The organism is Streptomyces sp. NBC_01451, from assembly GCF_036227485.1.
In the GTDB taxonomy this organism is placed as follows: domain Bacteria; phylum Actinomycetota; class Actinomycetes; order Streptomycetales; family Streptomycetaceae; genus Streptomyces.
In genome coordinates, this window is record NZ_CP109479.1 from 6,037,945 (window position 1) to 6,064,571 (window position 26,627).

Annotated in this window: 28 protein-coding genes, 1 tRNA gene and 1 pseudogene; 13 read left to right on the top strand and 17 right to left on the bottom strand. The window is 68.0% G+C overall.

Annotation, left to right across the window (positions count from 1 at the left end; all coding sequences use genetic code 11):
* Positions 1-229 precede the first annotated feature (229 nt).
* The 5 genes from OG595_RS26490 (at position 230) to OG595_RS26510 (ending at position 6,358) form a co-directional block, all read left to right on the top strand.
* Positions 230-1,123 (top strand): FAD binding domain-containing protein, encoded by an 894-nt coding sequence (locus OG595_RS26490; protein WP_329276213.1) that lies wholly within the window; start codon positions 230-232, stop codon positions 1,121-1,123.
* Positions 1,120-2,832 carry a 2Fe-2S iron-sulfur cluster-binding protein gene (locus OG595_RS26495; RefSeq protein ID WP_329276214.1) on the top strand — a complete coding sequence of 571 codons (1,713 nt, stop codon included), beginning with the start codon at positions 1,120-1,122 and terminating at the stop codon, positions 2,830-2,832. Before OG595_RS26490 ends, OG595_RS26495 begins: the two co-directional genes overlap by 4 nt.
* Positions 2,829-5,141: a xanthine dehydrogenase family protein molybdopterin-binding subunit gene (locus tag OG595_RS26500; protein WP_329276216.1), complete on the top strand. Its 2,313-nt coding sequence runs from the start codon at positions 2,829-2,831 to the stop codon at positions 5,139-5,141. The genes OG595_RS26495 and OG595_RS26500 overlap by 4 nt, the downstream gene beginning before the upstream one ends.
* Positions 5,138-5,293 (top strand): hypothetical protein, encoded by a 156-nt coding sequence (locus OG595_RS26505; RefSeq protein ID WP_329276218.1) that lies wholly within the window; start codon positions 5,138-5,140, stop codon positions 5,291-5,293. Before OG595_RS26500 ends, OG595_RS26505 begins: the two co-directional genes overlap by 4 nt.
* A gap of 159 nt (positions 5,294-5,452) precedes the next feature.
* Positions 5,453-6,358, top strand: coding sequence for an SUKH-4 family immunity protein (locus OG595_RS26510; protein ID WP_329276220.1), 906 nt, complete (start codon positions 5,453-5,455; stop codon positions 6,356-6,358).
* Positions 6,359-6,384: 26 nt separating this feature from the next.
* On the opposite strand, the pseudogene OG595_RS26515 reads toward OG595_RS26510, so the two are convergent.
* The 11 genes and pseudogenes from OG595_RS26515 to OG595_RS26565 form a co-directional block, all read right to left on the bottom strand.
* Positions 6,385-6,608, bottom strand: a pseudogene (locus tag OG595_RS26515) (VOC family protein); the annotation flags it as partial.
* A gap of 214 nt (positions 6,609-6,822) precedes the next feature.
* Positions 6,823-8,184, bottom strand: a complete 1,362-nt coding sequence (locus OG595_RS26520; RefSeq protein ID WP_329276222.1) for a variant leucine-rich repeat-containing protein — start codon at positions 8,182-8,184, stop codon at positions 6,823-6,825.
* Positions 8,185-8,622: 438 nt separating this feature from the next.
* Entirely contained in the window at positions 8,623-9,123 is a 501-nt protein-coding gene (locus OG595_RS26525; RefSeq protein WP_329276224.1) for a hypothetical protein, read from the bottom strand.
* Positions 9,124-9,801: 678 nt separating this feature from the next.
* The gene (locus OG595_RS26530) at positions 9,802-9,972 is read right to left on the bottom strand and encodes a hypothetical protein (RefSeq protein WP_266762947.1); all 171 of its coding nucleotides are present in this window, start codon (positions 9,970-9,972) and stop codon (positions 9,802-9,804) included.
* A gap of 84 nt (positions 9,973-10,056) precedes the next feature.
* Positions 10,057-11,466 carry a hypothetical protein gene (locus OG595_RS26535; RefSeq protein WP_329276226.1) on the bottom strand — a complete coding sequence of 470 codons (1,410 nt, stop codon included), beginning with the start codon at positions 11,464-11,466 and terminating at the stop codon, positions 10,057-10,059.
* Between the two features lie 702 nt (positions 11,467-12,168).
* Positions 12,169-12,924, bottom strand: a complete 756-nt coding sequence (locus OG595_RS26540; RefSeq protein ID WP_329276228.1) for a hypothetical protein — start codon at positions 12,922-12,924, stop codon at positions 12,169-12,171.
* Positions 12,925-13,048: 124 nt separating this feature from the next.
* Complete coding sequence (locus OG595_RS26545; RefSeq protein ID WP_329276230.1) at positions 13,049-13,474, bottom strand: hypothetical protein; 426 nt, start codon at positions 13,472-13,474, stop codon at positions 13,049-13,051.
* Positions 13,475-13,952: 478 nt separating this feature from the next.
* Complete coding sequence (locus tag OG595_RS26550; protein WP_329276232.1) at positions 13,953-14,183, bottom strand: hypothetical protein; 231 nt, start codon at positions 14,181-14,183, stop codon at positions 13,953-13,955.
* 82 nt (positions 14,184-14,265) lie between these two features.
* Positions 14,266-14,667: a hypothetical protein gene (locus tag OG595_RS26555; protein WP_329276234.1), complete on the bottom strand. Its 402-nt coding sequence runs from the start codon at positions 14,665-14,667 to the stop codon at positions 14,266-14,268.
* A gap of 5 nt (positions 14,668-14,672) precedes the next feature.
* Entirely contained in the window at positions 14,673-15,380 is a 708-nt protein-coding gene (locus OG595_RS26560; RefSeq protein ID WP_329276235.1) for a hypothetical protein, read from the bottom strand.
* 2 nt (positions 15,381-15,382) lie between these two features.
* Entirely contained in the window at positions 15,383-15,844 is a 462-nt protein-coding gene (locus OG595_RS26565) for a hypothetical protein (protein WP_329276236.1), read from the bottom strand.
* A gap of 97 nt (positions 15,845-15,941) precedes the next feature.
* Here OG595_RS26565 and OG595_RS26570 point away from each other — a divergent pair, with 97 nt between their 5' ends.
* Positions 15,942-16,346 carry a hypothetical protein gene (locus tag OG595_RS26570; RefSeq protein ID WP_329276237.1) on the top strand — a complete coding sequence of 135 codons (405 nt, stop codon included), beginning with the start codon at positions 15,942-15,944 and terminating at the stop codon, positions 16,344-16,346.
* 225 nt (positions 16,347-16,571) lie between these two features.
* Here the strand turns inward: OG595_RS26570 and OG595_RS26575 are convergent, their stop codons facing one another.
* The 4 genes from OG595_RS26575 to OG595_RS26590 all read right to left on the bottom strand — a co-directional run bounded on the left by OG595_RS26575 (position 16,572) and on the right by OG595_RS26590 (position 17,722).
* Positions 16,572-16,850, bottom strand: a complete 279-nt coding sequence (locus OG595_RS26575; RefSeq protein ID WP_329276239.1) for a hypothetical protein — start codon at positions 16,848-16,850, stop codon at positions 16,572-16,574.
* A gap of 187 nt (positions 16,851-17,037) precedes the next feature.
* Positions 17,038-17,310 carry a DUF7848 domain-containing protein gene (locus OG595_RS26580; protein ID WP_329276241.1) on the bottom strand — a complete coding sequence of 91 codons (273 nt, stop codon included), beginning with the start codon at positions 17,308-17,310 and terminating at the stop codon, positions 17,038-17,040.
* Complete coding sequence (locus tag OG595_RS26585; protein WP_329276243.1) at positions 17,307-17,534, bottom strand: hypothetical protein; 228 nt, start codon at positions 17,532-17,534, stop codon at positions 17,307-17,309. Before OG595_RS26585 ends, OG595_RS26580 begins: the two co-directional genes overlap by 4 nt.
* Positions 17,531-17,722: a hypothetical protein gene (locus OG595_RS26590; protein WP_329276245.1), complete on the bottom strand. Its 192-nt coding sequence runs from the start codon at positions 17,720-17,722 to the stop codon at positions 17,531-17,533. Before OG595_RS26590 ends, OG595_RS26585 begins: the two co-directional genes overlap by 4 nt.
* Positions 17,723-18,042: 320 nt before the next feature.
* Between OG595_RS26590 and OG595_RS26595 the strand changes: the two genes are divergently transcribed.
* Positions 18,043-18,270 (top strand): GntR family transcriptional regulator, encoded by a 228-nt coding sequence (locus OG595_RS26595; RefSeq protein ID WP_329276247.1) that lies wholly within the window; start codon positions 18,043-18,045, stop codon positions 18,268-18,270.
* Positions 18,271-18,568: 298 nt separating this feature from the next.
* Positions 18,569-19,789, top strand: a complete 1,221-nt coding sequence (locus OG595_RS26605; protein ID WP_329276251.1) for a helix-turn-helix domain-containing protein — start codon at positions 18,569-18,571, stop codon at positions 19,787-19,789.
* 117 nt (positions 19,790-19,906) lie between these two features.
* On the opposite strand, the gene OG595_RS26610 is transcribed toward OG595_RS26605, so the two are convergent.
* On the bottom strand, positions 19,907-21,037 hold the full coding sequence (locus tag OG595_RS26610) for a tyrosine-type recombinase/integrase (RefSeq protein ID WP_329276253.1): 1,131 nt from the start codon (positions 21,035-21,037) through the stop codon (positions 19,907-19,909).
* A 125-nt stretch (positions 21,038-21,162) separates the two neighbouring features.
* A tRNA-Cys gene (locus tag OG595_RS26615) sits at positions 21,163-21,237 on the bottom strand.
* Positions 21,238-21,494: 257 nt separating this feature from the next.
* On the opposite strand from OG595_RS26615, the gene OG595_RS26620 reads away from it, so the two are divergent.
* From OG595_RS26620 to OG595_RS26640, 5 genes are all read left to right on the top strand, one after another.
* Complete coding sequence (locus tag OG595_RS26620) at positions 21,495-22,973, top strand: MFS transporter (protein ID WP_329276255.1); 1,479 nt, start codon at positions 21,495-21,497, stop codon at positions 22,971-22,973.
* A 40-nt stretch (positions 22,974-23,013) separates the two neighbouring features.
* The gene (locus OG595_RS26625; protein ID WP_329276257.1) at positions 23,014-23,214 is read left to right on the top strand and encodes a CopG family transcriptional regulator; all 201 of its coding nucleotides are present in this window, start codon (positions 23,014-23,016) and stop codon (positions 23,212-23,214) included.
* The gene (locus OG595_RS26630; RefSeq protein ID WP_329283209.1) at positions 23,211-23,600 is read left to right on the top strand and encodes a type II toxin-antitoxin system death-on-curing family toxin; all 390 of its coding nucleotides are present in this window, start codon (positions 23,211-23,213) and stop codon (positions 23,598-23,600) included. Before OG595_RS26625 ends, OG595_RS26630 begins: the two co-directional genes overlap by 4 nt.
* Positions 23,601-23,810: 210 nt before the next feature.
* On the top strand, positions 23,811-25,616 hold the full coding sequence (locus OG595_RS26635; protein ID WP_329276259.1) for a DEAD/DEAH box helicase: 1,806 nt from the start codon (positions 23,811-23,813) through the stop codon (positions 25,614-25,616).
* A gap of 329 nt (positions 25,617-25,945) precedes the next feature.
* A complete protein-coding gene (locus OG595_RS26640) occupies positions 25,946-26,587 on the top strand; it encodes an IclR family transcriptional regulator (RefSeq protein ID WP_319206773.1) in 642 nt (213 codons plus the stop codon).
* Positions 26,588-26,627: the final 40 nt, after the last annotated feature.

Genomic DNA, 26,627 nt, shown 5'->3' on the forward strand with positions numbered 1-26,627 from the left:
CGCGGATGAAAGCGCCCTCAACGCTCACCGATCAGTTCTAATCGGAACTGATCGGTGATGCCGTGCGAAAACGGACCATCTCGCCGATGAGGTGGGTGAATGCCTCCTAGCGGACCCCTGCGTTCGGGTCTCGCGAGAATGTGCCAGAGTTGCCACGTCCGCCCTGTCAGCACGTACCGTACGGCAACACAGGTGGGACCAGGTGGGGCAGCGGGAAGGGGCAACCGGTTTGACCACGCACGCACCGCAGGCGGCGCAGGCCGTGACGCTGCCCGCCTCGCTGGACGAGGCCGTCGCGGCACTCTCGGCCATGCCGGCAGCCGTCCCCGTGGCGGGCGGCACCGACCTCATGGCCACCGTCAACTCCGGGCAGCTCAGGCCCGCCGCGCTCGTCGGCCTCGGCCGCATCAGCGAGATCCGCGGCTGGCAGTACCAGGACGGCCACGCCCTGCTCGGCGCCGGCCTCACCCACGCGCGGATGGGCCGCCCCGACTTCGCCGCCCTCATCCCGGCCCTGGCCGCCTCCGCGCGTGCCGCGGGACCGCCGCAGATCCGCAACGCGGGCACCCTGGGCGGCAACATCGCCACGGCCGCCCCCACGGGGGACGCGCTGCCCGTGCTGGCCGCCCTGGAGGCGACGCTGATCATCGCGGGCCCCGGTGGTGTCCGCCGTGAGATCCCCGTGTCGCACCTGCTGGCCGGGGTGGAGATGCTGCGGGCCGGGGAACTCATCGGCTTCGTGCGCGTGCCCCTGCTGCACGCGCCCCAGGTCTTCCTGAAGGCCACCGGACGGACCGGCCCCGGGCGCGCCCTCGCGTCCGTCGCGCTCGTCCTCGACCCCGCGCGGCGCGGGGTCAGGTGCGCCGTCGGCGCCATAGCGCCGATGCCGCTGCGCCCCCTGGACGCCGAGCAGTGGGTCGCCCGGCTCATCGACTGGGACAACAACCGCACGATCGTCCCGGAGGCACTGGGTGCCTTCGGCGAGTACGTCGCCGCGGCCTGCATCCCCGACCCGGCTCCGGCCGAGGACGGCTCCGTATCACCGCTTCCGCCCGCGGTACTGCACCTGCGGCGCACTGTCGCCGCGCTGGCCCGGCGAGCACTGGGGAGGGCACTGTCGTGACCGACGACCAGTACGGCGACGACCAGTACGGCGACCCGCACGGGGACCAGCGCGCGGAGGGCACCCCCCGTGGCGGGGGCCGCTGGGACCCGCTGCCCCAGGGTGACTACGACGACGGCGCGACCGCCTTCGTGAAGCTCCCCGAAGGGGGCATCGACGCGTTCCTGGCCTCCGTGGACAGCCCGCTGGCCGCGCCCGGCCACGGATATGTGCCCCCGCAGATAGCGGCGGTGCCGGGCGCCGAGGACGGTTCGCCGGGCGCGCCGGGCGCGTGGGGGACACCGCCCGCGCCCCCCGGGGGCACCCAGTGGCCGGACCCGAACGCCGTGCCGCGGGAGGCGCAGCGGCACGACGGGTTCAGCTACGACCAGAGCTCCACGGGCCAGTGGGCCTTCGACCAGGGCGCCGGCGCGGCGGGCGCCGCCGCGCCCGGAACCGCGGGCCGCGAGGTGACCGGGGAATGGCGGATCCCCGTCGCCGGCGGTGATCTTCCGGACGAATCGGGCGAGTTCAGTACCTCGGCGCTGGTCGAGCAGTGGGGCGGCACGCCGCCCGCCACGCTCCCCGGCGGCGCGTCCGCGCCCTGGGCGACCGAGGCTCCGGCGCAGCCCTGGGCGTCCGGATCCGCTCCGGAGCCGGACTCCGGCCGGACGAACGGCACGGGGGCGACGTACGCGCCCGAAACGGCGCACGAGGCAGCGCACGAAACGGCGCACGAAACGGGCGGCGCCGGTCGCGCGGGCGACGGGACCGGTCACCAGGCCGACGCCACCGGTCACACCGCGACCGGAGCCGGTCGCACGGTCGCGGACGAGGATCAGGACCCGGCTGCGGACGCCCCCGGCCCCGAGGAGGGCCCTGGCGGCCCCGCAGAGGCCGCCACGGAGTCCGACACTGCTCCTGGGCCGGAAACCTCCCCGGAGGCCGCTGAGGAGCCCGTGGAGGGCGAGCTCGACGCGAACACCGAGGCATCCGGTGCCACAGCGACCGCTGAGGTGCCCGCCGCGGAGCCGGACGTGGCCGATCCGGCCGACGACACCCCCGGACCGCCCGGCGAGGAACACCCCCTCGCCTCGTACGTGCTGCGGGTCAACGGCTCCGACCGACCCGTCCCCGACGCCTGGATCGGCGAGTCGCTGCTCTACGTACTGCGCGAGCGCCTCGGCCTCGCCGGCGCCAAGGACGGCTGCTCCCAGGGCGAGTGCGGGGCCTGCAACGTGCAGGTGGACGGCCGGCTCGTCGCCTCCTGCCTGGTGCCCGCGGTCACCGCCGCCGGCAGCGAGGTGCGCACCGTCGAGGGCCTCGCCACCGACGGGCAGCCCTCGGACGTCCAGCGGGCACTCGCCAAGTGCGGGGCCGTCCAGTGCGGTTTCTGCGTCCCCGGGATGGCGATGACCGTGCACGACCTCCTGGAGGGCAACCCCGCCCCGACCGACCTGGAGACGCGCCAGGCCCTGTGCGGCAACCTGTGCCGCTGCTCCGGCTACCGGGGCGTCCTGGAAGCGGTCCGCGAGGTCGTCGCCGAACGCGAGGCGCACGCCGCCGACGCCGAGGGCGAGGACGGCGAGCCACGCATCCCGCACCAGGCCGGACCGGGCGGGGGCGGGGTCAACCCGTCCGCGTTCGACGCCCCGGGCTTCGAGCCCGCCCGCAACCACGACTCGCACGCGTATGACCAGACTCACGGCCAGGACGGAGGCCAGACGTGAGCAACGAAGCCGTCACCGCGACCACGGCCGCGGAGGCCGCCCCCGACGCGGAGCCGCTCCCGCACGGCCTCGGCGTGTCGCTGCCCGCCGCCGACGCGCGCGCGAAGACGGAGGGCACGTTCCCGTACGCGGCCGACCTGTGGGCCGAGGGCCTGCTGTGGGCCGCCGTACTGCGCTCACCGCACCCGCACGCCCGCATCGTCTCCATCGACACCACCCACGCGCGTGAGATGCCCGGCGTCCGGGCCGTCGTCACGCACGAGGACGTGCCCGGGGTCGAACTGCACGGCCGCGGCAGAGCCGACCGCCCGATGTTCGCCGCCGAGGTCGTACGCCACCACGGGGAGCCCATCGCCGCCGTCGCCGCCGACCACCCGGACACCGCGCGCATGGCGGCGGCGGCCGTCATCGTCGAGTACGAAGTACTCGACCCGGTGACCGACCCAGAGCAGGCCTTCGAGGCCGAACCGCTGCACCCCGACGGCAACCTGATCCGGCACATCCCGCTGCGCCACGGCGACCCCGACGCCGTCGGCGAGATCGTCGTCGAGGGCCTCTACCGGATCGGCCGCCAGGACCCGGCCCCCATCGGCGCCGAGGCCGGCCTGGCCGTCCCGCGCCCCGACGGCGGCGTGGAGCTGTACCTCGCCTCCACGGACCCCCACGCGGACCGTGACGCGGCTGCCGCCTGCTACGGACTGGAACCCGAGCGCGTGAAGGTGGTCGTCACGGGAGTCCCGGGCGCCACCGCCGACCGCGAGGACCAGGGCTTCCAGCTCCCGCTCGGCCTCCTCGCCCTGAAGACGGGCTGCCCGGTGAAACTGACGGCGACCCGCGAAGAGTCCTTCCTGGGCCACGTCCACAGACACCCCACCCTCCTCCGCTACCGCCACCACGCGGACACCGACGGCAAGCTCGTGAAGGTCGAGGCACAGATCCTCCTCGACGCGGGCGCCTACGCGGACACCTCCGGGGAGGCCCTCGCGGCGGCCGTCTCCTTCGCCTGCGGCCCCTACGTCGTCCCCAACGCCTTCATCGAGGGCTGGGCGGTCCGCACCAACAACCCCCCCTCCGGCCATGTGCGCGGCGAGGGCGCGATGCAGGTCTGCGCGGCCTACGAGGCCCAGATGGACAAGCTGGCGAAGAAGCTGGGCGTCGACCCGGCCGAGCTGCGCCTGCGCAACGCGATGGCCACCGGAGACGTGCTCCCGACCGGCCAGTCCGTCACCTGCCCCGCCCCGGTCGCCGAACTCCTCCAGGCGGTACGGGACTTCCCGCTCCCGCCGCTCCCCAAGGACACCCCCGAGGACGAGTGGCTCCTCCCGGGCGGCCCCGAGGGCGCGGGCGAACCGGGCGCCGTCCGCCGCGGTGTCGGCTACGGCCTGGGCATGGTCCACATGCTCGGCGCCGAGGGCGCGGACGAGGTCTCGACGGCCACCGTCAAGGTCCACGACGGCATCGCCACGGTGCTGTGCGCGGCCGTGGAAACAGGCCAGGGCTTCACCACCCTGGCCCGCCAGATCGTCCAGGAGACCCTGGGCATCGACGAGGTCCACGTGGCCCCCGTCGACACCGACCAGCCCCCGGCCGGCCCGGGCGCCCGGGGCCGCCACACCTGGGTGTCGGGCGGCGCGGTGGAACGGGCGGCGAAAATGGTCCGCACCCAGCTCCTCCAGCCCCTGGCGCACAAGTTCGGCATGTCCACGGAACTGCTCCAGATCACCGACGGCAAGATCACCTCGTACGACGGTGTCCTGTCGACCACGGTGACGGAGGCCATGGACGGCAAGGAACTCTGGGCCACGGCCCAGTGCCGCCCCCACCCCACCGAACCCCTGGACGAGGCGGGCCAGGGCGACGCCTTCGTGGGCCTCGCCTTCTGCGCGATCCGCGCGGTGGTGGACGTCGACATCGAGCTGGGCTCGGTACGCGTGGTGGAACTGGCACTGGCCCAGGACGTGGGCAGGGTGTTGAACCCCGCCCAACTGGCGGCCCGTATCGAGGCGGGCGTCACCCAGGGCGTGGGCATCGCCCTCACGGAGAACCTGCGCACCGCGCGCGGGCTGATCCGCCACCCCGACCTCACGGGCTACGCCCTCCCGACCGCCCTCGACGCCCCGGACATCCACATCGTCAAACTGGTCGAGGAACGGGACGTGGTCGCCCCCTTCGGCGCGAAGGCGGCGAGCGCGGTACCGGTGGTGACGTCCCCGGCGGCCATCGCCTCGGCGGTACGCGCGGCGACGGGCCGCCCCGTGAACCGCCTCCCGATCCGCCCCCAGGCGGCGGTGGTGACGGCGACATCATGACGACTCCGAACCCGAACCCCACTCCGAACCCGACTTCGGAGGAGCCGCAGCGCTACGAGCCCGGCCCGACGCCCGGCAAGGTGCTGGCGTGGGTGCTGCTGTTCCTGGTGGCGGCGGTCGTGGTCGTCGTGGGCGGCGTGTACTTCGGCTGAGTGCTGGGCACCGACGGCTGACTTGGGTCTCCGTCGCAGGTCAGGGGCCGTTGTCAGTGGTGCCGCGTAGTGTTCTGGTCAGTGGGAGGGCCTGCCGGGCAGCGGACGTTCTCGACGTCACGCCCACAGGACCGTGAACAACCATGCGCGGGGGAAACCATGAGTACGACAACCGCTCCGACCAGGAACGAGTACAAGCGCGAGCGCGAGTACGAGTTGCTGACGCGCGTGGGACTGCCGGCAGCCAGGAACCGGTCGAGGTTCGGCGCACTGCGTACCGGTGCCCTGCGGACGGTGGTGAACTCGACCTCGACGGGAGAGACGCCCTCGACGGGCTTCCCCCACCACCGCCCCGCCCCGATGGGCCCGCGCCCGCCGGCCACCCCTCTGGAGTCGCTCCTCCGGTTCGCGACGGCGACGGAGGAGATGACAGCCGCGCGACGCCAACTGGCTTTCTCCGCAGGCCGCTCCGGCCCACGGACGCTGGCCGAGACGTCCCGGCACCTGCTGACGGTGTTCGCGCTGGGCACCGGCGGTGCCGGTGACGTGCTGCCGTACTGGAAGATGGCGGCCTCGATCCGCCCACTGGCCCGGATCGCGGCCTCCGGAGCGGAGTCGGGCCTCGCCCTGGACCTGCCCGCCCGACTCCTTGAGCAGGCGTTCGGCCACGCCAGGGTGGCACGCTTCGAGGACGTCGACTTCCCGGCATCCCTCACCCACGAGCCGACCCGCCGCTTCCTGAGCGGCACGGGACTCCCGGAGGACGGCTCCCTCCTCCACCTGGACACGGAGATACCGCTGCCGACACTCGCGGAGTACTGCGCGGACGAGGACACGGCAGCCCAACTCCCGCAGGGAGCGGGCGACTTGATCCGCCTGGGTCGTCTGACGGAGGGCAACAGCCTGGTACTGGACGGCAGAACGGGCACGGTCCTGGTCTGGAACGAGCCCGAGACCACCCTCCACCGCCTGAACACGGACGTCTCGACCCTCGCGTACACCCTGTGGCTGCTGCACCGAGCGAAGACGATCGACTTCGACGGTGAGGCGGGCAGGGTGCTCTGACCACGGGCCGGTCGGCCGTTCCTTCTAGGCATGACGGGCCAGTCCGCACGCCGGTCGAAGGCCAGCGCGACGGTGTCACCGACGCGGATCTCACCATGCCCGACCAGGCCGTCCTCCGTCAGCACCCGGCCGAGTTCCTCGCCCTCGGAGGCTTGGGTGACGAAGTCGAGGAAGGCACCTGTGTCGTCGGTGACGACCCAGGGGCGACGGTGGTGTAACCCTCCGGGGTGTCGTTGATCTGCTTGGGCATGGGGGATCCTCTCGCCGATGTTGGTGGTGCCGGCAACGACGCCAGGTGGGTTATAGGTCTGTTTCCGTCCTGGACGCACCGAACTTGAATCGCGGCAGATCCCCCGTGTACCAACGGCGACCGCAGGTCTGTAGCCGGGCTCCACCACGTCGTGCTCTTGCAACACGGGGATACGGCGATACGGCAACAAGCCCACGGTCCGCTCTCTGCCGAGTCACAAGCCGGCAGCGGTGAGGATTCGGTGCATCCTGGTCGGCCGCAGGGCGGAGTTGGCAGCGGCATCGTCGGCGACCTGGGGGTCCGGGTCCGACAGCAGTTGTTCCAGCAGTGCGTCCGTGATGTTGGGATGACGGGCGACCCCACGGCGCAGGAAGGGCTCGGCGGCCGAGGCGAGTTGCTGAAGGGCTGTCACGGGTAGTTCCGGGTCCTGAAGGGCGAGGTAGCGCACGTTCGGGCTTGGTTCGTCGACGAACGTGCGCAGAGTGTGCCGAGGGAAGTTGGGGTGGTCGACGAGTAGCGGCCGGATGTGGAGTACGTCGCCATCGCTGCGAACCAGGCGTTCCAGTACATCCGAGGGTGTGCCCGGCCGACGGGCGGCGGCACGGCGAACTGCGAGTTCCGGGTCGTTGTCCAACCGGTGCCATGCCTCGGCAGGTAGATCGTGGCAGGAGGCCAGTACACGTCGAAATATCGTGTACCGGCAGTCCAGGTAGGTCATCCGCTCGTTCAGAGGCGCTTCATACAGCCATTCCGGCTCGGCGAAATTCCAGTTCAGCGCTACGTCGGCCTCGATGCTTCCGTCCGCTTGTTCGGCTTCTACGAGTGCGTACAGCCGGTCCCGGGTCTCGTCGTCCACATGGCGACTCTGCGCCACCGTGACCCGCACGAGGGGGTCTTCGACGTCCAGTAGCCGGGCGACCATCTCTGCCGACAGATACGGGTTCCCGGCGACCGCCTGAAAGACCTCTCTTTCCTGGCTCCGCATGAGCTGTGCGAACTGGTCCAGGGTGAGCGGGGTGTACCGCGCCACGTTGACGCGCACAGCAGGATCGGCGAGGCAGCGGTCCCTCCATTCCGGAGGGACACCCGGCTTCTTCTGTTCGGTGGCGGCTGCGCGGACCTGTGGATCCGGGTCGGCGAGCAGTCCCACCTGCACGGAGAGAGGCCGTCCGTACCAGGCCCGCGCGACCGCGGCGCGCAGCCTCGCATCCGGTGCGGCAGCGAGTTCGGTCCGGGGCCGACCGTAGGCTTCCTCCAGATCGTCGATGCCGATCGTCACCCCGCGGTCCACCATGTCGCGGACGAAGTCCCCGTACGCGTCGCGGATCGCCGGATCGGGATGCTCCGCAATCCTTCGGCGCATCGCCGGGGAGATCCGGTCACCGTGAAGGCGCACGGCGGTCATGTCGTCGCCGTGCGTCAGCAGCGCCTCGACAACCGCGTCCTCCAGCCGCCCGCGACGCAGCGACATACCGTGTCGGCCGGCCTTGTGCGCGGCCAGACGCACCAGGAGGTCCGGAGGAACTGCTGGGTTCCTTCCCAGCCCGGACAGTTGCGGATGATCAAGGCTCGCCATGCGCCCAACCTAGCCGGGCTGCTGCGTGCCGGTCCTCCATCGGCCGGCCGGAGACGAACGACTGGGCGGCACCCCGAGGGAGTGCCGCCCAATCGATGTGCCCTGTCCAGCTGCTGAGGCCGTGGCGGGAATCGAACCCACGTAACTCGCTTTGCAGTCAGTGTGCTTGGCTCCGTGACTACACCTAGTCTGAGCTGGGGAAACGCGCAGGGTCAAGGCGATCATGGCTACACGATGACTTACCCAGCGGAGCGGCATGGATGGCACGGGTGCTCTGAACTGGCCAGCAGATCTGCACCCAGCATCGAGCGCTTTCCTGGTCCCGTGGCCGTCTGCTCAGCCTGTTCGGGGGGATCTGGCCTCACCCAGTCCCGCACACACGCGAGACGGCTAACCGGATCTATACCTGACCCCTGCACCACACCCAACCGAGCAGTGCTACCGCGACAGCAGCCCCCGCTTGCCCATCTCCTCGCGGATGATTCGCGTCACTCGCGGAACCTCTTCCTCGGGAAACCCACTGGGGATCAACTCCCGATAGTTGCCCTCCGAGTCGATGAGCCAGCGGATCGTGCATCCCTCCCGCAGGCGGAGCACGTGAACCGACGCGATGACCTCACCTTCTCCCAGGCTTCCCCGCTTCTCACTCCAAGACGGCGAGCGGTGGAACTCCGCTATCTCCGAGTGGAGCGCGAGGTACGCCACGTCAGCCTCATGGGCCTGGTGCAGATCCTCGGCGAACGGACACCCGCTCTGGTGGCGCGAGGCTACCCCCGGTGTAATCGGTCCCGCGCAGTCCGGACAGACAACTACAGGCCCCAACGCCACCCCCTCATCGTTCGTTGCCTCGTTCGCCGTGCGCTGCCGCCTCTGCCTGTTCAGCTTCCTCCGGCCCATGTTCCACACCAACCCTTCGTTCGTCGTGCTCTCTCCTCTCACTCTCTCGGCGAATCTGCGGCTTCCGACTCACTCAGCGCTCGGCCTTCCGCCTCAAGATCGGCACCACACCCACGCTCGCTCGCGTCGCTCTGCCCCGCCTCAAGATCACGAGAGCGTGAATCAGAGCGTGAATCGCTCCCCAGGCTGGGAGCGTGAATCAGGTGTGAATTCACGTTCTGATTCACGCCCACGACCGTGAATTCACGGTGTGAACGTGAACGATTCACACTCAGCATTCACGGTCATTCCTGCACGTCAGAGGCGTGAATGCTGTGATTCACGCTCTGTGCGAGCGCGTCTCTACAGAGACGCACGCTCAGGCGATCACGAGCGCTTGAAGATCAAGAGGAGTTCACGACGCGCACGCGCGTGCGGAATACGCGAGCACGCGCACGAGTAGGACAGCCGTCCCCTGTTGCGCGAGACGGAGCACAACAGCCAGCGGCCAAGATCACCAAAAGCGCCGGCGAGCATCGAGAGCGCACGTCTCGTGTGTGAGCGCGTCTCTCACTCGCAGAGCACCGTTAGGAGCGTCTGAGCGCGTCTCAGGAGCGCCAGCACGTCTTGCCGACAGACACGCTCGCTCATCGCGTCACAGCGCCCGAGCGGAGCGCACAGAGCTTCAACCGCCAGAAAGCCCCGACCCTCAACGGATCGGAGCTCTCGACTCGTGGATGATCAGGCGGCGCGTCGGCTGTAAGTCTGGAACTCCGGGACACGGAGACCCTTCGCCCTCAGCTTCGCCACGATGGGTGCCAGCGGGACCCCGAACTCCGCCAACTCGTCGTACAGCGGGTCCGGTCGAGGGCCGGAAAGAAGCCTCTGCCGCGCCGCCTGAATCTCTGCCATTGTCATTGCCGCTCCTTGCTCCTCACTAGCCTTTACGACTGTGCGAGCACAGTAATTGCCTTTCTGCGGCTGCGCGCCATGTGGCTAATCCAGAGGCTTCACGGTCGGCACGTGCACCCAATCGTCGCCGTCCTGTTCGGCTACGCCCGCCCCATTGAGCTGTGAGATGGCCTTGCGCATCCGACCGCCGAGAGTGGCTTTCTCAACCTTCGGGTGTGCGGCGGTCAGAGCCTCCATGATCTGCTCTCGCCAGTCCTTGTCAGAGACGCGGCTCTGTTCGCGAAGGATGCGCTCCGCGATGGCCTTGGCGCCGTTGGTCGTCTTGTTCTGCGCCACTTCGCCAGCAGGGGTGTGGGACGTTCCCGTTGGCTCGTCGGCGACGACGCGGACGTCTAGCGTGCCGCTCTGACCCGAGCTGTCCATGAGGACGTATCCGGCGACGTTGCCCGTCCTGAGACCCGTCTTCCGCTTGTTGTCCTTGGCCAGGTACAGCGCGGAGTAACCCCAGTCGCCGTCCACACCCTCCCGCATCGCTGCGAGTCGGTACACCGCGCCCTGGAACTTGTCCATCTTGCTGTGGTGTCCACTGGCGCGGTGCTGCGCGTCCTTGCTCAGGCCGACGTGGTCAATGACGATCCCCGTCATGTCCGGGTTCTGAGAGCGGTACGGGTCGAAGTACGTGGTAACCAGCTTGGTAATGGCTCCCGGGTCGGTCATGGGATTGACGTCCAGGAACTCCATGCACGGGTTAGCCGAGTCAATGACCACGAGAGAGGCAACGCCTCGGATCTCGGGAGCCCGCTTCTCTGTCACGTGGAACGGCAGGAAGTAGCGGTACGCCAGACCCTCCGGCACGCCCTGGTGAACCATCATCTCCTGGAGCTCGGTCGGAGTGATCTCCTCGAAGATGAGCCACACCACAAACTGACGCCGCCTGACGAACTCGGCGGCCACGTGAAGGAGAAGGTTCGTCTTACCCGAGCCGCCCTTGCCGAACAGGTAGTTCAACTTGGACCGGTAGAAGAGGTGACGAGCGGAGTCCTCGACCCGTCCGACGTCCAGCCAGACGCCTGTCGACGTATCCCGCTTCTGCCCGTTGTAGACCTCGTTATAGCGGGAAAGGGCCTCCATGACCTCGGAGTGAGTAATGCCACCGCCGACCGGCGACACGTCGTATGTGCCGAGCTTCACCGGCCGTTCGTACTGAGGCACCTTGAGGAACTGCTTATCCATGAGTTCCGGCGTCGCCTCCTTGTCGAATTCGTCGCGCGGGTCGTTCTTCACCTCCTCCACCCGAGCGGCCATGTCGTAGTGGTACTCCTCATCGGTTTCCCAGTACCACTCTTCCAGTTCCAGGGCCTCAGCGTGAGCGGCCTCGATGTCCTGGACCAAGTCAGCCTCAGAGCGGAAGTCAACAACGACCCCGTCTGGGCCGTCGAATTCGCCGTTTTCCGTGCCGTCATCGCGTGCGCTACGCTCGTCATGCGTGTTCATGGTTAACCCTTCCTTCTGCTGTGTTGGGTGTGGTGAGTAGGGCGGAGTTCCTGGCTCCGCCCTATCCCTTTTCCTGCGCACGCTTGCACTCTCGGATCTCACCGGGGGTCATGCCGTGCTGGCACCGGACATGGTAGGCGCGGTACTCGTCGCAGAGCTGGCCCGCACGTGCGGTGATGGGGTGGTCACACTCCGCGTGCCGATGGCTCAACCGGCACAGCAGGCGGGCGTAACTGTCGTTTGCATGGACGCAGTCGGCGTGATTGAGGGTCTGCTTAATGACGGCCATCTCTATTCCTCCCAGTGCTATTCAGCGGTTACCGAACAATTTACGCGTTCGGTTTCCGACGACCCGAAATGCGCATGGGTTCCACTGAATGTGATCTGCGACACATTAAGTTACCGGCCGGAAGATTAAAGCCGAGAGAGGTATGGAATAGCTCAGCGCGATGCGCGAGACGTATGCAGTGCAGACACATGATTAGGACGCTCAGAAGCGCCTGTACGGCGCTGAGCAGTGTGCACCGACACAGAGAGATGCGCGAGACGTGAAAGCGCCCGAGAAGCGCACAGAGCGATTCCACCAGAGAGCCCCGAGACCAGTGGTCGTCATGGTCTTGGGGCTCCGTGGTATCGGCAGTGCGGCCAACAGAGAGATTGTCTCAGACGGCAAAGCCGCGCTCCAAAGGAATCAGGCGTGGTCTACCAACAGGATGGCGCCGTCTCTGCCATCTCGATCATCCGGATGGCGTTCCGCTGCCATGCCTTCATGCTGTTCCACTCCGCGTCAGTGAAGCCGAACCTATTGAGCGGGCCAGTCGGCGTCTGGGGCACGTCGTTGTCTTCTGCTCTCCGCCCCGAGTTGGGCAGGGCCCAGTAGGCGTGATGCCACGACCAGACGCTGACATCCTCGTCTTTCACCTGGATGATCTCGCCCACCTTCATCAGTCGGTGAAGGTGCTTCAAGGCACGACGGCATGAGTCGGCATTGCCGCCGCCCTGTACGCACGCCTTGGCCACGTCGTGAGTGCTGGGCAGGCGGTCGCGGTTACCGGCCGCGCCTTCGTTGAACTCAGCCGTGACGTAGTCAAGGATGCGCCGCGTTAGCTCGGTGTGGGCCTTGGCCTTCCTGGTCCGAGTCGATGACTTGACTGGCTTCGGGACCTCGGCGGGAATCCAGCGATATTGGCCGTAGCTCAGAACACGTCGCGCCTGCCCGAGCCACTCCAGATCACACAGGAAGCGCAGGGCCTGGCGGTTGTCCCCGTCGAGGAACTCGGTTGCCACCTGATCCTGGGTCGGACCCAGGTTAATCCCGTATTCCTCCGTGTCCTCGAACGTCTCGCGGATGAACCGGCGAACCTTGGGGAGCACGTACCGGGATTCGAAGTCGCCTTTGGACCCCGCGCCTTGGGCCCTGGGCTTAATGTCAACGTCGGCCATCTCGTACCAGCGCATTCATCAGGGCGTGCCACATCGCGTCAGCGGCGGCGTACGGCTGCTGTTCTCCAGTCCACTTCTCGGTGGGCTTCCTCGTGGCCTTGAGCCGCTTGAATGCCTTGTTTTTCTTCCTGACCATGGCTCACCGCCGCTTCTCGCAGGCAAGCCGATCTGTACGAGTGATCAGGTGATCGCACTGGGCATGAGAGATGCGGCTCTTGGGCTTACGGGTCCGTTCCCGCTTCTCCCGAATCCGTGCCCATCTCTCTTGCATCCTTACCCTGGCTGCGTCGCTCAATGCCGCTTGACGTTCGGCTACTTCCTCTGGGGTAATCGCGGGAATCCAAGACATCGGGTAGTCGTTACCGATGACTGGGAGCAGTAGCCGCTCCGCCGTGAGTCGGTCCAGGTAGAGATACGGGGTGCCCATCTCGCCCGGAAAGAACTCCTGCCGTACATCCTCAGCAGTGACCCGCTCACGCTCGCTCACGAACTCCAGTACCCGGCAACTGAGTTCGTAGTTCAGCCTCAACGCTGCACGGTTGTCGATGAGGTCAACGGTGGCCATTGGTCAACACCTCCCGCGGATTACCGTTCGGATCGGATACGTGGAGAGGCTGGGCATGGCAGCCATCCAGGGAACTGCCACACCCAGCCTCGTGACTCGGACACCCTTACGAACCGAGTCGTCTCCCGGCTGGCCGACGACAATCAGGGACCGGGAGTTGAGAGGGTTGGGTGTGGGACACCACTAGCGGGCACCATAAGAGCCCTGGCCTTACGGCCGACGTCCCACACCCAACCGGTCTTGTGTCAGGCCCGCGCTCGGTACAGACGGTGAGAATCCACGGGCTGACCCGGGAGGATCAGGCAGCCGTACACCCTGTCCACCCCGATCTCGCCACGGTCGAGCATCCGGCCCAGAAGGCGAGGCACGGCGGTGAGAGAGAGGCCGGGAAGCACCTCGAAGAAGCTCCCGTATTCCATCCCGTACGGGCTCCGCTCACGGAGTGCGCTGAGCACCCGCTCACGAGCCTCGCGGACCTTCACGACGCCGCCGCAATCGCGGACTTGACGCGGGTCACGACGGTGGGCTCCAGTGCGGTCGTGCCGGGCGTGGTCGGAGCGATGACGACGCTGTCCGGGCCGGACGCGGTGGACGCTCCCGCCTTCGTGCGGCCGGTGTTGTAGAGGTCCAGGAACAGGGCGCCACGGCTGGAAGTGCCCAGCGCCATGAGCGCGTTGAAGTCCTGGAGATCCATCGTGATGTTGGCCATTGCTGGGCCTACCTTTCGTTACGCGGTTGGACATCCACTCGGGAGAGCGGGATAGGTGTGTGGTGCAAACGGCCGGCTGCGGTCAGGCGGCCGAGCCCTTGATGCGCTGGCGGAGGGCGGTCGTGGAGTTGGCCTCCATCTCCGCCCGGTTGCTCTTGACCATCTGGTCGTACGAGGCGCGGCGGCGGTCCCGCTCGTTGGTGACCCGCTGTTCCTCGCGGAGTTCCTTGAGAGCGCGGGCCTCGGCGAACGCGTAGGACAGGCCGTGCTGTCCCTGGAGCTCCCGAGCGCGCTTCTGGACGGCGGCTCGGAACTCGGCCTGCCCCTTGGAGTTGGCCTCGTGCACGTAGCTGTAGTCCGTCTCGCCGCGAGCCTGGCGCAGCAGTGCGAGCGTGGTCGGGTCGGTGGTGACCGGCTCGGGCTCCTCACGCTGGGCGGAGCCCCGCATCTTGGCCATGAGTCGCGTTGCCATGTCGTCGGCCATCGTGGTTACTCCTCTTCTTCGAAAGCGGGTGGTGTGGTGTATGCGTTCCGATGCGTCCGGTTCTCCCACGTGGCCAGGGCTTCACGCATCTTGCACCCCAACTCCTCGTCAGCCTTGAGGCGAGCGACCCGGGCGGCGCGCTCTGCCTCACGCTCACGCCGAACCCGCTCCCGCAATTCCCAATACGTGAGCCCGTCTTGGCCATCGACTCCCTGACTGAGAGCCTTCCTCAGCTCCGCCAATTTCTCCGGGGTGAATTCCTCCCACGGGGGAGTGGGGTCGACATGACCCTTTTTTAGGCGGGCCTCAAGAACCGCTTTCGCCCATTCCGAGCGCTGGCGGATCTCCTCATCTGAGAGCTTCCGCGTCTTGCACGATGGCTCTACATGCGGCTCATCCGAACGGAAGTGCTTGCCCAGGTTGTACCGCTCAAAGAACAGGCGGATCCGATCACTTCTGGGTGGGTCTTCTGCTCCCCGATTGAACTCCTCGGGTACCGCGTAACCGGCCTCCGCCAGTTCCTTCAACCGGATCAGCAGGTGGCCTGTCCAGGCCATCTCTGCAAAACCCTTACTCAACTCGCGGTCCCGCCTCTGCCTCTCCTGCACGGCAGGGTGGTCCGGGTACTTCTTGCAGCACGCGCCGTGGGTGAGGCAGATCTCCACACCCGCCGCTGCACGCTCGCGGAGAAGCCGCGATGAACGGAGAGGCATGGTCAGTCACCCCATACCGGATCGGGCTGGAGCTGGAGGAATTCGAGAGCCTTCTCCATTTCCAGCGTGACCTTGGCGGGCATCTCCAGACCGAGGAGCTTGGCCACCTTCATGTTGAGATCCGCGATGGTGCGGACACATGCGTTCCGCTCTGCCACGGTCTCAGCGGCAGCCAGGTTCTTGTGAGCCTCGCGGATCATGTCAGTGAGCGAGGACTCACGGTCGGCGCGCAGGTCATCCGCCGAGGCTGTACTCAGGTTCTTCCGAGCCCGAGCGATGCGGCGTTCCACCACATCTTTGGACAGCCCCAGTGCACGACCGATGGCGATAGCGGAATTGCCACGCTTGTGGAGGGCGTAGACCTTCTCCGCCTGCGCGTCCAGCTCGGCCGGGTTCAGAGTGCCAGCACCCAAGGGAGCGTCCGGCTTGCGAGGCTTCGGCCTGCTCGGCTTTCTCTCGGTCACGTCTCACCCTCCCTTTAGCCAGGCGAATTCCTTACCAATTCCATCGATTGGCAATATCAGAATGACAGACGCTTGACAGAACGGCAAGGTGTTGTATATGGCGCGCGACATGGGGAAACCGCAATATCGCGGATATCGTGGATTCATGAGCAATCGATACGTGAATGCCTATACCCGCTTCGTGGATAACGTCGATATCTCCCGTGGTCCTAATGCGTGCTGGCCGTGGAAAGGTCACCGCACGGAGAAGGGTTACGGCGTCTTCCAGGTGGGCGGAAAGAAAGTCCGCTCTCATCGGTGGTTCGCGGAACGGATCATCGGCGAGGAGCTAGAGCCGGACCTCTTCGTGTGCCACACCTGCGACAACCCGCCGTGCCAGAACCCACGGCACTGGTTCATCGGTGACGCCCTCGACAACAACCGCGACAAGACAGCGAAGGGCAGACATCCGGGCGGCTGGCACGGCAACCAATACACGGGAAGTCTCGTGCGCGCTGCGTGAGTTGCGAGCGAGCGTCACGCGCTCTCTTGCGCGTTAGGGCGACAGAATCGCGTCTCTCGGCTCCCAGCAGTGCGAGCGCGACAGAAGACACGCGCTCAGCAACCGATCTCGCCAGACGCGCGCACAGAGCTTTCCGCGCATTCTGGCTGGTCAGCGTATGCCGGCGTGCACGCCGAGAAGCCCCCGACTCGTGGGTGAGTCAGGGGCTTCTCTGCTGGGGCTGGGTTACTTCGCGGCGTCGTCGGCCTTCGGCTCGACAGCCTTCGCGGGAGCGGGCGCCGTCTTCTTCGCGGGGGTCGCTCGCGTCGGCGACTTCTTCGCAGCCGGAGCGGCAGCGGGCTTGGCGGGCGCCTTCTTCGCGGGAGCCTTCGCGGTCCCTGCGGTCGGTGCCTTCGCTGCGCTCTCGCCCAGTGCATCGGCTCGCATCTGCTTACGGCAGGCAGCGCGCCCGGCCTTCGTGCTGGCGTGCTCGCAGTTGCTGTGGTCGAAGTGCTGGCGGGTCATCTCGTCTCCCTGGTTCGTCGTGTCTTGCTGACACGGCGAAGCTAGGAAACTGACGAGTGCCGTCCGTAGGGTCTCGGACGGATTCCGTGGAGAACTGTGATCCGGGCTCATGGCTCCTCGCCTTGTCGATGACCCAGGCGGGTGTGGAACAGGAGACGTCCCACACCCGCCCTGTCGTGCGGTGTTGCTAGGCCGTGCCGTCTGTCGTGGCGGCCGGGCGTTCGTGCTCTTCCTGGTCCGCTCGCGTCACCCTCGCGTGATCCGTGACGACGCGGCGGAAGAGGTTGTGGCCCGTCCGGCCCGTGTGCCGGAGCGCCCAGTCCTGGGCGTCGTTCTGCTCACCCTGCGGACCGGACTCCTCGCCGCACTCGTGGGTGACACAGAAGATCTCGAACGTGTACCCGCCCTCGGGTGCGTGGTTGATCGTGTGATCTACGAAGCGGTAGACGGCTCGGGTCACAGGACGGCTCCAGTGCTCTGTGCGTTGGCTCGCTTGACCTTGAGGGACAGGACTTCTTCCGGGCTCAGTGGCTCCACGTAATCCGGAGACACCTCCCACTCACGGCCACCGCCGAGCGGGCGCAGCATCGCGTACGGGCCCGCCTTACCCATGAACTCGCCGACGCGGTTCCTGGCTGTGTCTCGCACCAGAGCGCCCGCCTGAAGTAGTCCGACGTCGGTCATGCCGTCGCTCCGTGGAAGTCGATGCCGAGGGTTGCGAGGGTGGCGGCGGTTCGCCGGTCACGCTGTCGTCGCCGTTCCTGCTCCCGCTCGTAAGCGAGGAGGTACGGCCGGATGAGTGGGGTGTCCTCGCCTCGCAGATACGCGGGCGGACGAGGGGAGCGCGGAGTCGAGACGGCGGGATGCGCCACACCCACCAAGCTCCGTGAGCTGGTGACCGTGCGGAGAGCGATGGTCGGAGAATCCGCGGGAGTGTGCGGTGTCGGCTCGGGTGAGGTAGCGCGGCGCTTGCCGGTCGATGGCATGAGCCACGAGAGAAGTACTGCCAGTAGGCTTCGCACGTCGGTCACTCCTTGGGTGATCGGCCACGCCCCCGGACTGTTCGCGCAGTCGCGGGGGTCTTCCGTTGGGGCGGTGCTGGTCGTGCTGTCAAGCTCCTGCGCTTTCGAGCATACGCGCATTCGCGTATACGCGGTCGCGTGATCACGCAGATACGCGGACGCTTGAAGGTATGGATCTTGACCGCAGCAAGCCCGTATGGCCCCAGGTCGCGGCGGAACTGCGCCGCCGTCTCGACGCTGGCCAGTACGAGAAAGGCTCTCGTTTCCCCGCCGTGAATGACCTGGCTGCCGAGATGGAGGTAGCGCCGTCCACGGTGCAGAAGGCCGTGGCCGCCCTCCGCGAGGAAGGACGGCTTTACACCGTGCTCGGGCAAGGCTCGTTCGTCTCGAAGGACTGAGGGCCTGCGCGGTCATCGTCACTCAGTGCCCGTCCAGGTGCCTGGCCATGAGGACGTTGCAGTCGGACACCGTGGTGTAGTCGCCACCCGCTCGTGCGCGGTCTCGCGTGCTGGCCAACTCGGCACAACCCGCGCACCCTTCAACCGGCGTGGGCTCCAGTTGCTCGCTACGGTCCGGCAGATCCAGCGGCGCACTGTGTGATCGCTTCGGCTCGCTCATGGTCCGAGTCTGAAAGCTCGGAGCCTTCACTTCCGGTGACTGGGTGTTGACTGAGTGGTGACTGTCTACGCTGGCACCATGAACGGGGAGTTCGGCCAGCGCGTGAGAGCCGCGCTACAGGCACGGCGGATGTCGATCCGCGCTGCGTCGCGGGCGATGAACTACGACCACGCGTTCCTGTCGCGGGTCCTGGCGGGCAAGCAACTGCCGTCCATAGAACTGGCCGAGAGCCTGGACCGCTTACTCGATGCGGGCGGCGAAGTGGTGGCGCTGGCGGCTCGTCTGCTGGACGGAGAGACCCACACCCAACCGTCGGTGTCTGTGCCGACGCTGGACGACTTCCTGCCCGAGGGTGACCCGCTCAGTCTGCTCACGGTGCGCTCGCCTCGTCGGGTGGGTGTGGGAGAAGTGCTCGACCTACAGAAGCGCGTCCACGGGCTACGCCTTGCCGACGACGTTCTAGCGGGCGGCGACCTCATCGGGCCCGCGCTGCGAGAGCTGAGGAAGACCGTCCGTCTGTACCGCGAGAACACGCACACGGAAGAGGTCGGCCGCGCGCTCCTAGTTCAGATCGGAGAGCTGGCACAGATCGCCGGATGGATCGCGTCCGACGCCGGACGGCACGAGGAAGCCGAGCGGATCTACCGTCTCGGTCTGAGCGCGGCCAAGCAGGCTGAGGATCACACGCTGGCGGGCAACCTGGCTGGCTCGCTCGCCTACCAGATGAGCAACACGGGCCGGACAGACGAGGGTCTGACGCTCGCTCAGGCTGCGCTCCACGACGCGGGAGAAGACGCGCCGGGCAAGGCTCGCGCTCTCTACTGGGACCGCGTCGCGTGGGCACACACGCAAGCGGGCGGGACGGAGAACGCACGTGCCGCCATGCGCGCGCTCGGTGAGGCGGGCGAGGCGCTGGCCGACGGCAACGAGACGAGTGCCGACGAGCCGCCCGCGTATCTGTACTGGGTGGACGCGGGCGAACTACAGGTCATGGAGTCGCGGGTCTATACGGAGCTGCGTAGGCCCCTGCGAGCGGTGCCGCTGCTCCGTGACGTGCTCGGCAAGTACGACGCCACGCACACGCGAGAGATGGCGCTGTACCTGTCCTGGCTCGCCATAGCGCTGGCTGACGCGAACGAGCCGGAGGAAGCCGCGGGAGTGGCTGAGCGCGTGATCCGCATAGCGGCAGACGTGGCCTCGGAGCGCACAGCCGAACGGGTCCGCGTCGTGCTCGCTCGGCTCCAGGAGTACGCCGACGTGCCAGAGGTCGCGGCACTGCTGGCCGACCACGCGGCTTGAGTCGGAGAGCTGCGGTGGGTGTGGTGCGTAGGTGATGGATGCACCACACCCACCGTGTCGTCACTCAGCGCTCAGCCGGCCGTCTACCGTGCGTGACGGTTGGGCGGCGAGCGACGGTCAGGAGTAGCGGTCGCCCAGGTTGTGCATGGTGTTGACCGCCCGCTGACTGGCCATGTCCGCGCCGTACCGCCTGAGCATCGCGGGTGACTTCCATCCCCGGATGGCCATGATGTGCTCGCCGGATACGCCCCTGGCTTTCAGGTCATCCGCCCACGAGTGGCACCAGCAGTGCGGCGACACCTCGGCCGAGTCGTATCCGGCTCGTTCTGCCACCCGCTTGGTCATGTTCCACAGACCCGAGTAACCGAGCCGTGGACGGTTGTTGAGGCCGAGCCAGAGCCACGGCTCAGTGTGCCGCTTGTGTGTGGTGCGGAGACGTAGGTACCGCTGGAGCGCCTTGACCGTGGACGGCTGTAGCGGGATGACCCGCCCGTCCACAGAGTTGCGGTCCATCTTGAGCGGGACGACCACGAGAACCGCTCCTTGGAGATCCAGGTCTTGGACCCGGATGTTCAGGATCTCCTCTGCGCGCAAGCCCTCGGTCAGCACACGGAGAAGCGCGTGGTCTCGCGTGGTCTCGAAGTCCTTTCGCCCTGGTCCCCACGCGGTGATGTCCAGCGTGTCCTGGATGAACTCCTCGGACAGCGTCCGTGGCTTGCCGAGCTGCGGAGCCGCGTACTTGTGGAACTTCGGGTCGTCGTACGGGTTCGGGTGGTCGTACTCCTCGGAGAGGTAGACGAACAGCGCACGTAGGTTCCGCTGCGTGGTGTTGACCCCGCCCGTGTACCCGCCTTTCCCGTCCTGGCTTTTGGGTACGTCCTTGGTCTGGTACCACCATCGGAAGAACGCGTTGGCTGTCGAGACATCCACGTCGGTGAACGAGGTGACTTCCACACCCACCGCGTTGACGTGCTGCGATGCGCCGATCCAGGCTGAGAGTGCCTTGCCCGCGTTGACGTAGGCATTGATCGTCTTCCGCTGGAACGGGCGACCGTGCTTGTTCGTCGTGGTCGACAGGTGCAAGTCAAGCTCAGCGATGAGCGCTGCCCTGACGTCCTCGGGCGACGTGAGCGCACGTACGGCGCTCTGTGTGTGCGCACGAGTGTCTGTGTCTGTCGCGCTCTCGGCGACTCGCCTAGGAGCGCGTAGCGCGCTCTTGCGCGCGCCCCTCTGTACTGCCTCAGCCATGGTCTATGGCTCCCTCGGTTCGAGGAGCCAGAGCGTCAAGCGACTTACCCGGCTCCATGACGACTAGGAGTCACAGAGCCGGGCGGCGCTGACTGTTCCGCGTTTGTGCAGATCAGACCTACTACTGGAGGCCGTGACCGGAATCGAACCGGCGTAACTCGCTTTGCAGGCGAGTCCCTGAACCACTCGGGCACACGGCCGGGTTTGGAGCGGAGGGTGGGGGCGGTCTTTGTGACCGTTCCGTCGTCCGTTCCGAACTTCGTGACTTGACCGTAGGGGCGGGGCAGGCGGAGGAACAAGGGAACGGGGCGCGCTGCAATGGGACTGCCACACGCCGTTCATGAACCGGGGCCGGGAAGGGCGGGCTCGGCGGCCGGTGGTCGTACGACCATGGTCCCGGGCGGGGTCCTACCTCCGACAGGGGCCAAGGTGGGGGACGACCCTTACGCTGGCCTGCATGACCTCACTGGAACCGGGCGACACCGGCGTCGCCGACGACACCGCCGACAAGACCGTCGGCGCGGACAACCCTTCGGCCGCCGTACCCGGTGAGGGGGTGCTGGGGCGTTCCTATCGGGCGCTCAGTGTCGGGATCGTGTCCGTCGTGCTGCTCATCGCCTTTGAGGCGACCGCCGTGGGGACGGCCATGCCCGTTGCGGCGCGGGAGCTGGACGGGGTGTCGCTGTACGCGTTCGCGTTCTCCGGGTACTTCACGACCAGCCTCTTCGGGATGGTGCTCGCCGGGCAGTGGTCGGATCGGAAGGGGCCGCTTGGGCCGTTGACCACCGGGATCGCCGCCTTCGCCGCCGGGTTGCTCCTGTCGGGGACCGCCGGAGCCATGTGGCTGTTCATCGCCGGGCGGGCCGTGCAGGGGCTCGGGGGCGGGCTGGTGATCGTCTCCCTGTATGTCGTGGTCGGACGGGCCTATCCGGAGCGGTTGCGGGCCTCGATCATGGCCGCGTTCGCCGCCAGTTGGGTCGTGCCGTCGGTCGTCGGGCCGCTTGCCGCGGGTGCCGTCACCGAGCAGCTCGGCTGGCGGTGGGTCTTCGTCGGGATTCCGGTGCTCGTCGTCTTTCCGCTCGCCCTCGCGCTGCCTCAGATACGGCGGCTGGCCGGCGGGCCCGTGAAGGCGGGGGAGCGGGACGAGCAGGGGGGCCGGCGGCGTATTCGGCTTGCCCTCGGGATCTCGTTCGGCGCCGGGCTGCTTCAGTACGCGGCCCAGGATCTGCGATGGTTCTCGCTCCTTCCCGGGCTTCTGGGCGTCTCGCTGCTCGTGCCCGCCGTGCTCGGGCTGCTTCCCCGGGGGACCTATCGGGCCGCGCGCGGGCTGCCGTCCGTCGTCCTGTTGCGCGGGGTCGCCGCGGGGGCGTTCATCTCCGCCGAGTCCTTCATCCCGCTGATGCTCGTCACGCAGCGGGGGCTGTCGCCGACGATGGCCGGTTTCTCGCTGGCTGCGGGCGGCGTTACGTGGGCGCTGGGGTCGTCGGTGCAGGCGCGGGCGCGGATGGAGCCGTATCGGGAGCGGCTGATGACCGTCGGGATGGTCGTCGTCGCCGGCTCCATCGCCGGGGCGCCCGCCGTGCTGATCGACGCCGTGCCGGTGTGGACCCTCGCGGTGGTGTGGGCGTTCGGGTGCTTCGGGATGGGGCTGGTCATCGCCAGTACCAGCGTGCTGCTGCTTCAGCTCTCCGCTCCCGAGGAGGCCGGCACCAATTCCGCCTCCCTCCAGATCTCCGACGGGCTCTCCAATGTGGTGCTGCTGGCCGGCGGGGGTGCGGCCTTCGCCGCGCTGGGCGGGGGGACGGTGGCGCATGCCTCCGCCGCGTCGGGCGGCGGCTCCCATCCGGGTGCCTTCGCCGCCGTGTTTCTGCCGATGGCGGGGGTGGCGCTCGTGGGGGCTTGGGTGACTACGCGGGTGAGGGTCACTCGATCGTGAGTGGTACCAGTCTGGCCCCACCGAGTGGTACCGTTTTGGTATGGCCATGAACCTGCGTCTTCGCGACGACCAGACGGAAGCTCTGAAGCTGCGTGCCGAGGAGGAGGGGACGAGTATGCACGCCATATTGCTGAAGGCTGTGGACGACTACCTCTCCAGGACGGCTCACGAGGCGCTGGTCCGTAAGGCCGCCAAGGAGCAGACCGTCAAATGGGCCGAACTGCTGGAGCGGCTCAGGTGACATACGTCTATCTGTCGGCCGAGGATGGTCTGGACATCGCCGGACTCGCTGTCGATGATCAGCAGGTCGTCGTCCGCGACGCCGGTCTGCTGGAGTCGGCCGTGCATCGGCCCTCGGCTTCGATGTTCGGGCAGGAGGCGTACTCCGACCTGTTCGACAAGGCGGCGGCCCTCCTGCAGTCGCTCGCCATCAACCACCCCTTCGTCGACGGCAACAAGCGCACGGCGTGGACCTCCTGCGTCGTCTTCCTGGCGCTGAACGACGTCCAGCTGCGGCCGGACATCGACGTCGCCGAACGTCTGGTGATCGCGGTGGCCTCCGGCAGTGTGGACGAGGTCAAGGCCATCTCCGAGGTGCTGCGAGACCTGGCCGAGCCGTCCGTGTGAGCTGAGTCCCATCCCGGGGTCGTCCCGCGTCGTACGCACGTTGACAGCCCCGGGCCGCCGGTAGGGTGGCCCGGTTGTCATACGTAGCCGTAGCCCCAGTCGTCGCTGTGGTTACGGCCGTCGCCAGAGCTGCCCGCCCGTCTCCCACCACCGCCCCACCTGACGCGCTGCGCGCGGCCCCTTCCCATTCGACCAGCACCCCCGGAGACCGTGACTACCACCGCCGCCAGCGCTTCCCCCGGCACCGCCCATCACCTCTCGCCCGCCTTCCCCGGCCGCGCCCCCTGGGGCACCGCCAGCAAGCTGCGTGCCTGGCAGCAGAAGGCGATGGAGAGGTATCTCAAGGAGCAGCCGCGTGACTTTCTCGCCGTCGCCACCCCCGGCGCCGGCAAGACGACGTTCGCGCTGACGCTCGCCTCCTGGCTGCTGCACCACCATGTCGTGCAGCAGGTGACCGTGGTCGCGCCCACCGAGCATCTGAAGAAGCAGTGGGCCGAGGCGGCGGCGCGGATAGGGATCAAGCTCGATCCCGAGTACAGCGCCGGGCCGCTCAGCAAGGAGTACCACGGCGTCGCCGTGACGTACGCGGGTGTCGGTGTGCGGCCCATGCTGCATCGCAATCGCTCCGAGCAGCGCAAGACGCTCGTCATTCTCGACGAGATCCACCACGCCGGTGACTCGAAGTCCTGGGGTGAGGCCTGTCTTGAGGCCTTCGAGCCCGCCACCCGGCGGCTCGCCCTCACCGGTACGCCGTTCCGCTCCGACACCAACCCCATTCCCTTCGTCACGTACGAGGAGGGGAACGACGGGATCCGGCGCTCCTCCGCCGACTACACCTACGGGTACGGGAACGCGCTGGCCGACCATGTCGTGCGGCCGGTCATCTTCCTCTCCTACAGCGGGCAGATGCGGTGGCGGACGAAGGCGGGGGACGAGATCGCCGCCCGGCTCGGCGAGCCGATGACCAAGGACGCCGTCTCGCAGGCCTGGCGTACGGCCCTCGATCCGCGCGGCGAGTGGATGCCGAGCGTGCTGCGTGCCGCCGACAAGCGGCTGACCGAGGTGCGCAAGGGCATCCCGGACGCCGGGGCGCTCGTCATCGCCACCGACCAGGAGTCCGCCCGCGCCTACGCCAAGCTGATCCGCGACATCACGGGAACCAGGGCCACCGTCGTCCTCTCCGACGACACCGGCGCCTCCAACCGCATCGACGAGTTCGCCAACAACGACTCCCGCTGGATGGTCGCCGTCCGCATGGTGTCCGAGGGTGTCGACGTGCCCCGGCTGGCGGTCGGGGTGTATGCCACGACCATTTCCACCCCCCTCTTCTTCGCCCAGGCCGTCGGGCGTTTCGTGCGCTCCCGGCGGCGCGGCGAGACCGCCTCCGTCTTCCTGCCGACCGTCCCCGACCTCCTCACCTTCGCCAACGAGATGGAGGTCGAGCGCGACCACGCCCTCGACAAGCCCAAGAAGGAGGGCGAGGAGGACCCGTACGCCGAATCCGAGAAGGAGATGGAGGAGGCGAACAAGGAGGAGGACGAGGACACCGGCGAGCAGGAGCAGTTCTCCTTCGAGGCGCTGGAGTCCGACGCCGTCTTCGACCGGGTGCTGTACGACGGTGCGGAGTTCGGCATGCAGGCGCACCCGGGGAGCGAGGAGGAGCAGGACTACCTCGGCATCCCGGGGCTGCTGGAGCCCGATCAGGTCCAGATGCTGCTGCAGAAGCGGCAGGCCCGGCAGATCGCGCACAGCCGCAAGAAGCCCGACGACGAGGCCGATCTCCTCGAACTGCCCGCCGAACGGCGGCCCGTGGTCTCCCACAAGGAGATGCTGGAGCTGCGGAAGCAGCTCAACACCATGGTCGGCGCGTACGTCCACCAGACCGGCAAGCCGCACGGCGTGATCCACACCGAGCTGCGGCGGGCCTGCGGCGGGCCCCCGAGCGCCGAGGCGACCGCGGGGCAGTTGCGACAGCGCATCGCCAAGGTGCAGGAGTGGGCGACCCGGATGCGGTGACGGCCTCACGGCTGTCCGGTGGCGCAGGTGAGGGGGCGTGTGTGGTCGTGCACACGCCGTGCATATCGGGAGGAAGCGCAGTAGTCCGTACCGCGGAGTGACCGGATTCTGGACGTAGCCTTCCGCTGAGCGAACCGGCTTCGCTACTGTCCCCGCAACGCACACGCCCCGTGGCAGCGCCGCCGCGGAGCGCAGTCGTGAAGCGACAGTGTCCGGGAGAGCCCTGGGCCGCCGCCGACCGGCCGCCTCTGACGCGCGTCGCCCACGGGACCGGCGACGCACCCGCCGCCAGGGAGCTGCCGACCTCACCACGTGAAGGAGTGGGCGTCGTGACCGCGGAGACCTCCCAGACGCTCGACCGGGGACTGCGCGTCCTCAAGCTGCTCGCCGACACCGACCACGGTCTGACCGTCACCGAACTGTCGACCCGGCTCGGTGTGAACCGGACGGTCGTGTACCGCCTGCTGGCCACCCTGGAACAGCACGCGCTCGTACGCCGTGATCTGGGCGGCCGGGCGAGGGTGGGGCTGGGAGTGTTGCGGCTCGGCCGGCAGGTGCACCCCCTCGTACGGGAGGCCGCGCTGCCCGCGCTCAGATCGCTGGCCGAGGACATAGGCGCCACCGCCCACCTGACCCTGGTCGACGGGACGGAGGCGCTCGCCGTCGCCGTCGTAGAGCCGACCTGGACCGACTACCACGTGGCGTACCGGGCCGGTTTCCGGCACCCCCTGGAGCGCGGCGCGGCCGGCAAGGCCATCCTCTCCGCCCGGCAGCAGCCCCCCACCGACCCCGGATACACCCTCACGCACGGGGAGCTGGAGGCCGGCGCGAGCGGGGCCGCGGCTCCGCTGATCGGCGTGACGGGGGTCGAGGGGAGCGTGGGGGTTGTCATGCTCGCCGATGCGGTGCCCGAGCGGGTCGGTCCGCGGGTCATGGACGCGGCCCGGGAAGTGTCCGAGGCGCTGCGCTGACCGGCGTACGGGAGGGCACGGCAGCCGCCCCCGGCCCGAA

Excerpts from the sequence above, each read along its gene's own strand:
- OG595_RS26555 (WP_329276234.1), bottom strand. The coding sequence starts at position 14,667 with ATGGCCGACGACATGGCAACGCGACTCATGGCCAAGATGCGGGGCTCC.
- OG595_RS26520 (WP_329276222.1), bottom strand. The coding sequence starts at position 8,184 with ATGGCGAGCCTTGATCATCCGCAACTGTCCGGGCTGGGAAGGAACCCA.
- OG595_RS26510 (WP_329276220.1), top strand. The coding sequence starts at position 5,453 with ATGAGTACGACAACCGCTCCGACCAGGAACGAGTACAAGCGCGAGCGC.
- OG595_RS26560 (WP_329276235.1), bottom strand. The coding sequence starts at position 15,380 with ATGCCTCTCCGTTCATCGCGGCTTCTCCGCGAGCGTGCAGCGGCGGGT.
- OG595_RS26585 (WP_329276243.1), bottom strand. The coding sequence starts at position 17,534 with ATGACCGACGTCGGACTACTTCAGGCGGGCGCTCTGGTGCGAGACACA.
- OG595_RS26610 (WP_329276253.1), bottom strand. The coding sequence starts at position 21,037 with ATGGCTGAGGCAGTACAGAGGGGCGCGCGCAAGAGCGCGCTACGCGCT.
- OG595_RS26595 (WP_329276247.1), top strand. The coding sequence starts at position 18,043 with ATGGATCTTGACCGCAGCAAGCCCGTATGGCCCCAGGTCGCGGCGGAA.
- OG595_RS26575 (WP_329276239.1), bottom strand. The coding sequence starts at position 16,850 with ATGACCCGCCAGCACTTCGACCACAGCAACTGCGAGCACGCCAGCACG.
- OG595_RS26535 (WP_329276226.1), bottom strand. The coding sequence starts at position 11,466 with ATGAACACGCATGACGAGCGTAGCGCACGCGATGACGGCACGGAAAAC.
- OG595_RS26605 (WP_329276251.1), top strand. The coding sequence starts at position 18,569 with ATGAACGGGGAGTTCGGCCAGCGCGTGAGAGCCGCGCTACAGGCACGG.
- OG595_RS26550 (WP_329276232.1), bottom strand. The coding sequence starts at position 14,183 with ATGGCCAACATCACGATGGATCTCCAGGACTTCAACGCGCTCATGGCG.
- OG595_RS26505 (WP_329276218.1), top strand. The coding sequence starts at position 5,138 with ATGACGACTCCGAACCCGAACCCCACTCCGAACCCGACTTCGGAGGAG.
- OG595_RS26625 (WP_329276257.1), top strand. The coding sequence starts at position 23,014 with ATGGCCATGAACCTGCGTCTTCGCGACGACCAGACGGAAGCTCTGAAG.
- OG595_RS26620 (WP_329276255.1), top strand. The coding sequence starts at position 21,495 with ATGACCTCACTGGAACCGGGCGACACCGGCGTCGCCGACGACACCGCC.
- OG595_RS26570 (WP_329276237.1), top strand. The coding sequence starts at position 15,942 with ATGGCGCGCGACATGGGGAAACCGCAATATCGCGGATATCGTGGATTC.
- OG595_RS26530 (WP_266762947.1), bottom strand. The coding sequence starts at position 9,972 with ATGGCAGAGATTCAGGCGGCGCGGCAGAGGCTTCTTTCCGGCCCTCGA.
- OG595_RS26545 (WP_329276230.1), bottom strand. The coding sequence starts at position 13,474 with ATGGCCACCGTTGACCTCATCGACAACCGTGCAGCGTTGAGGCTGAAC.
- OG595_RS26540 (WP_329276228.1), bottom strand. The coding sequence starts at position 12,924 with ATGCGCTGGTACGAGATGGCCGACGTTGACATTAAGCCCAGGGCCCAA.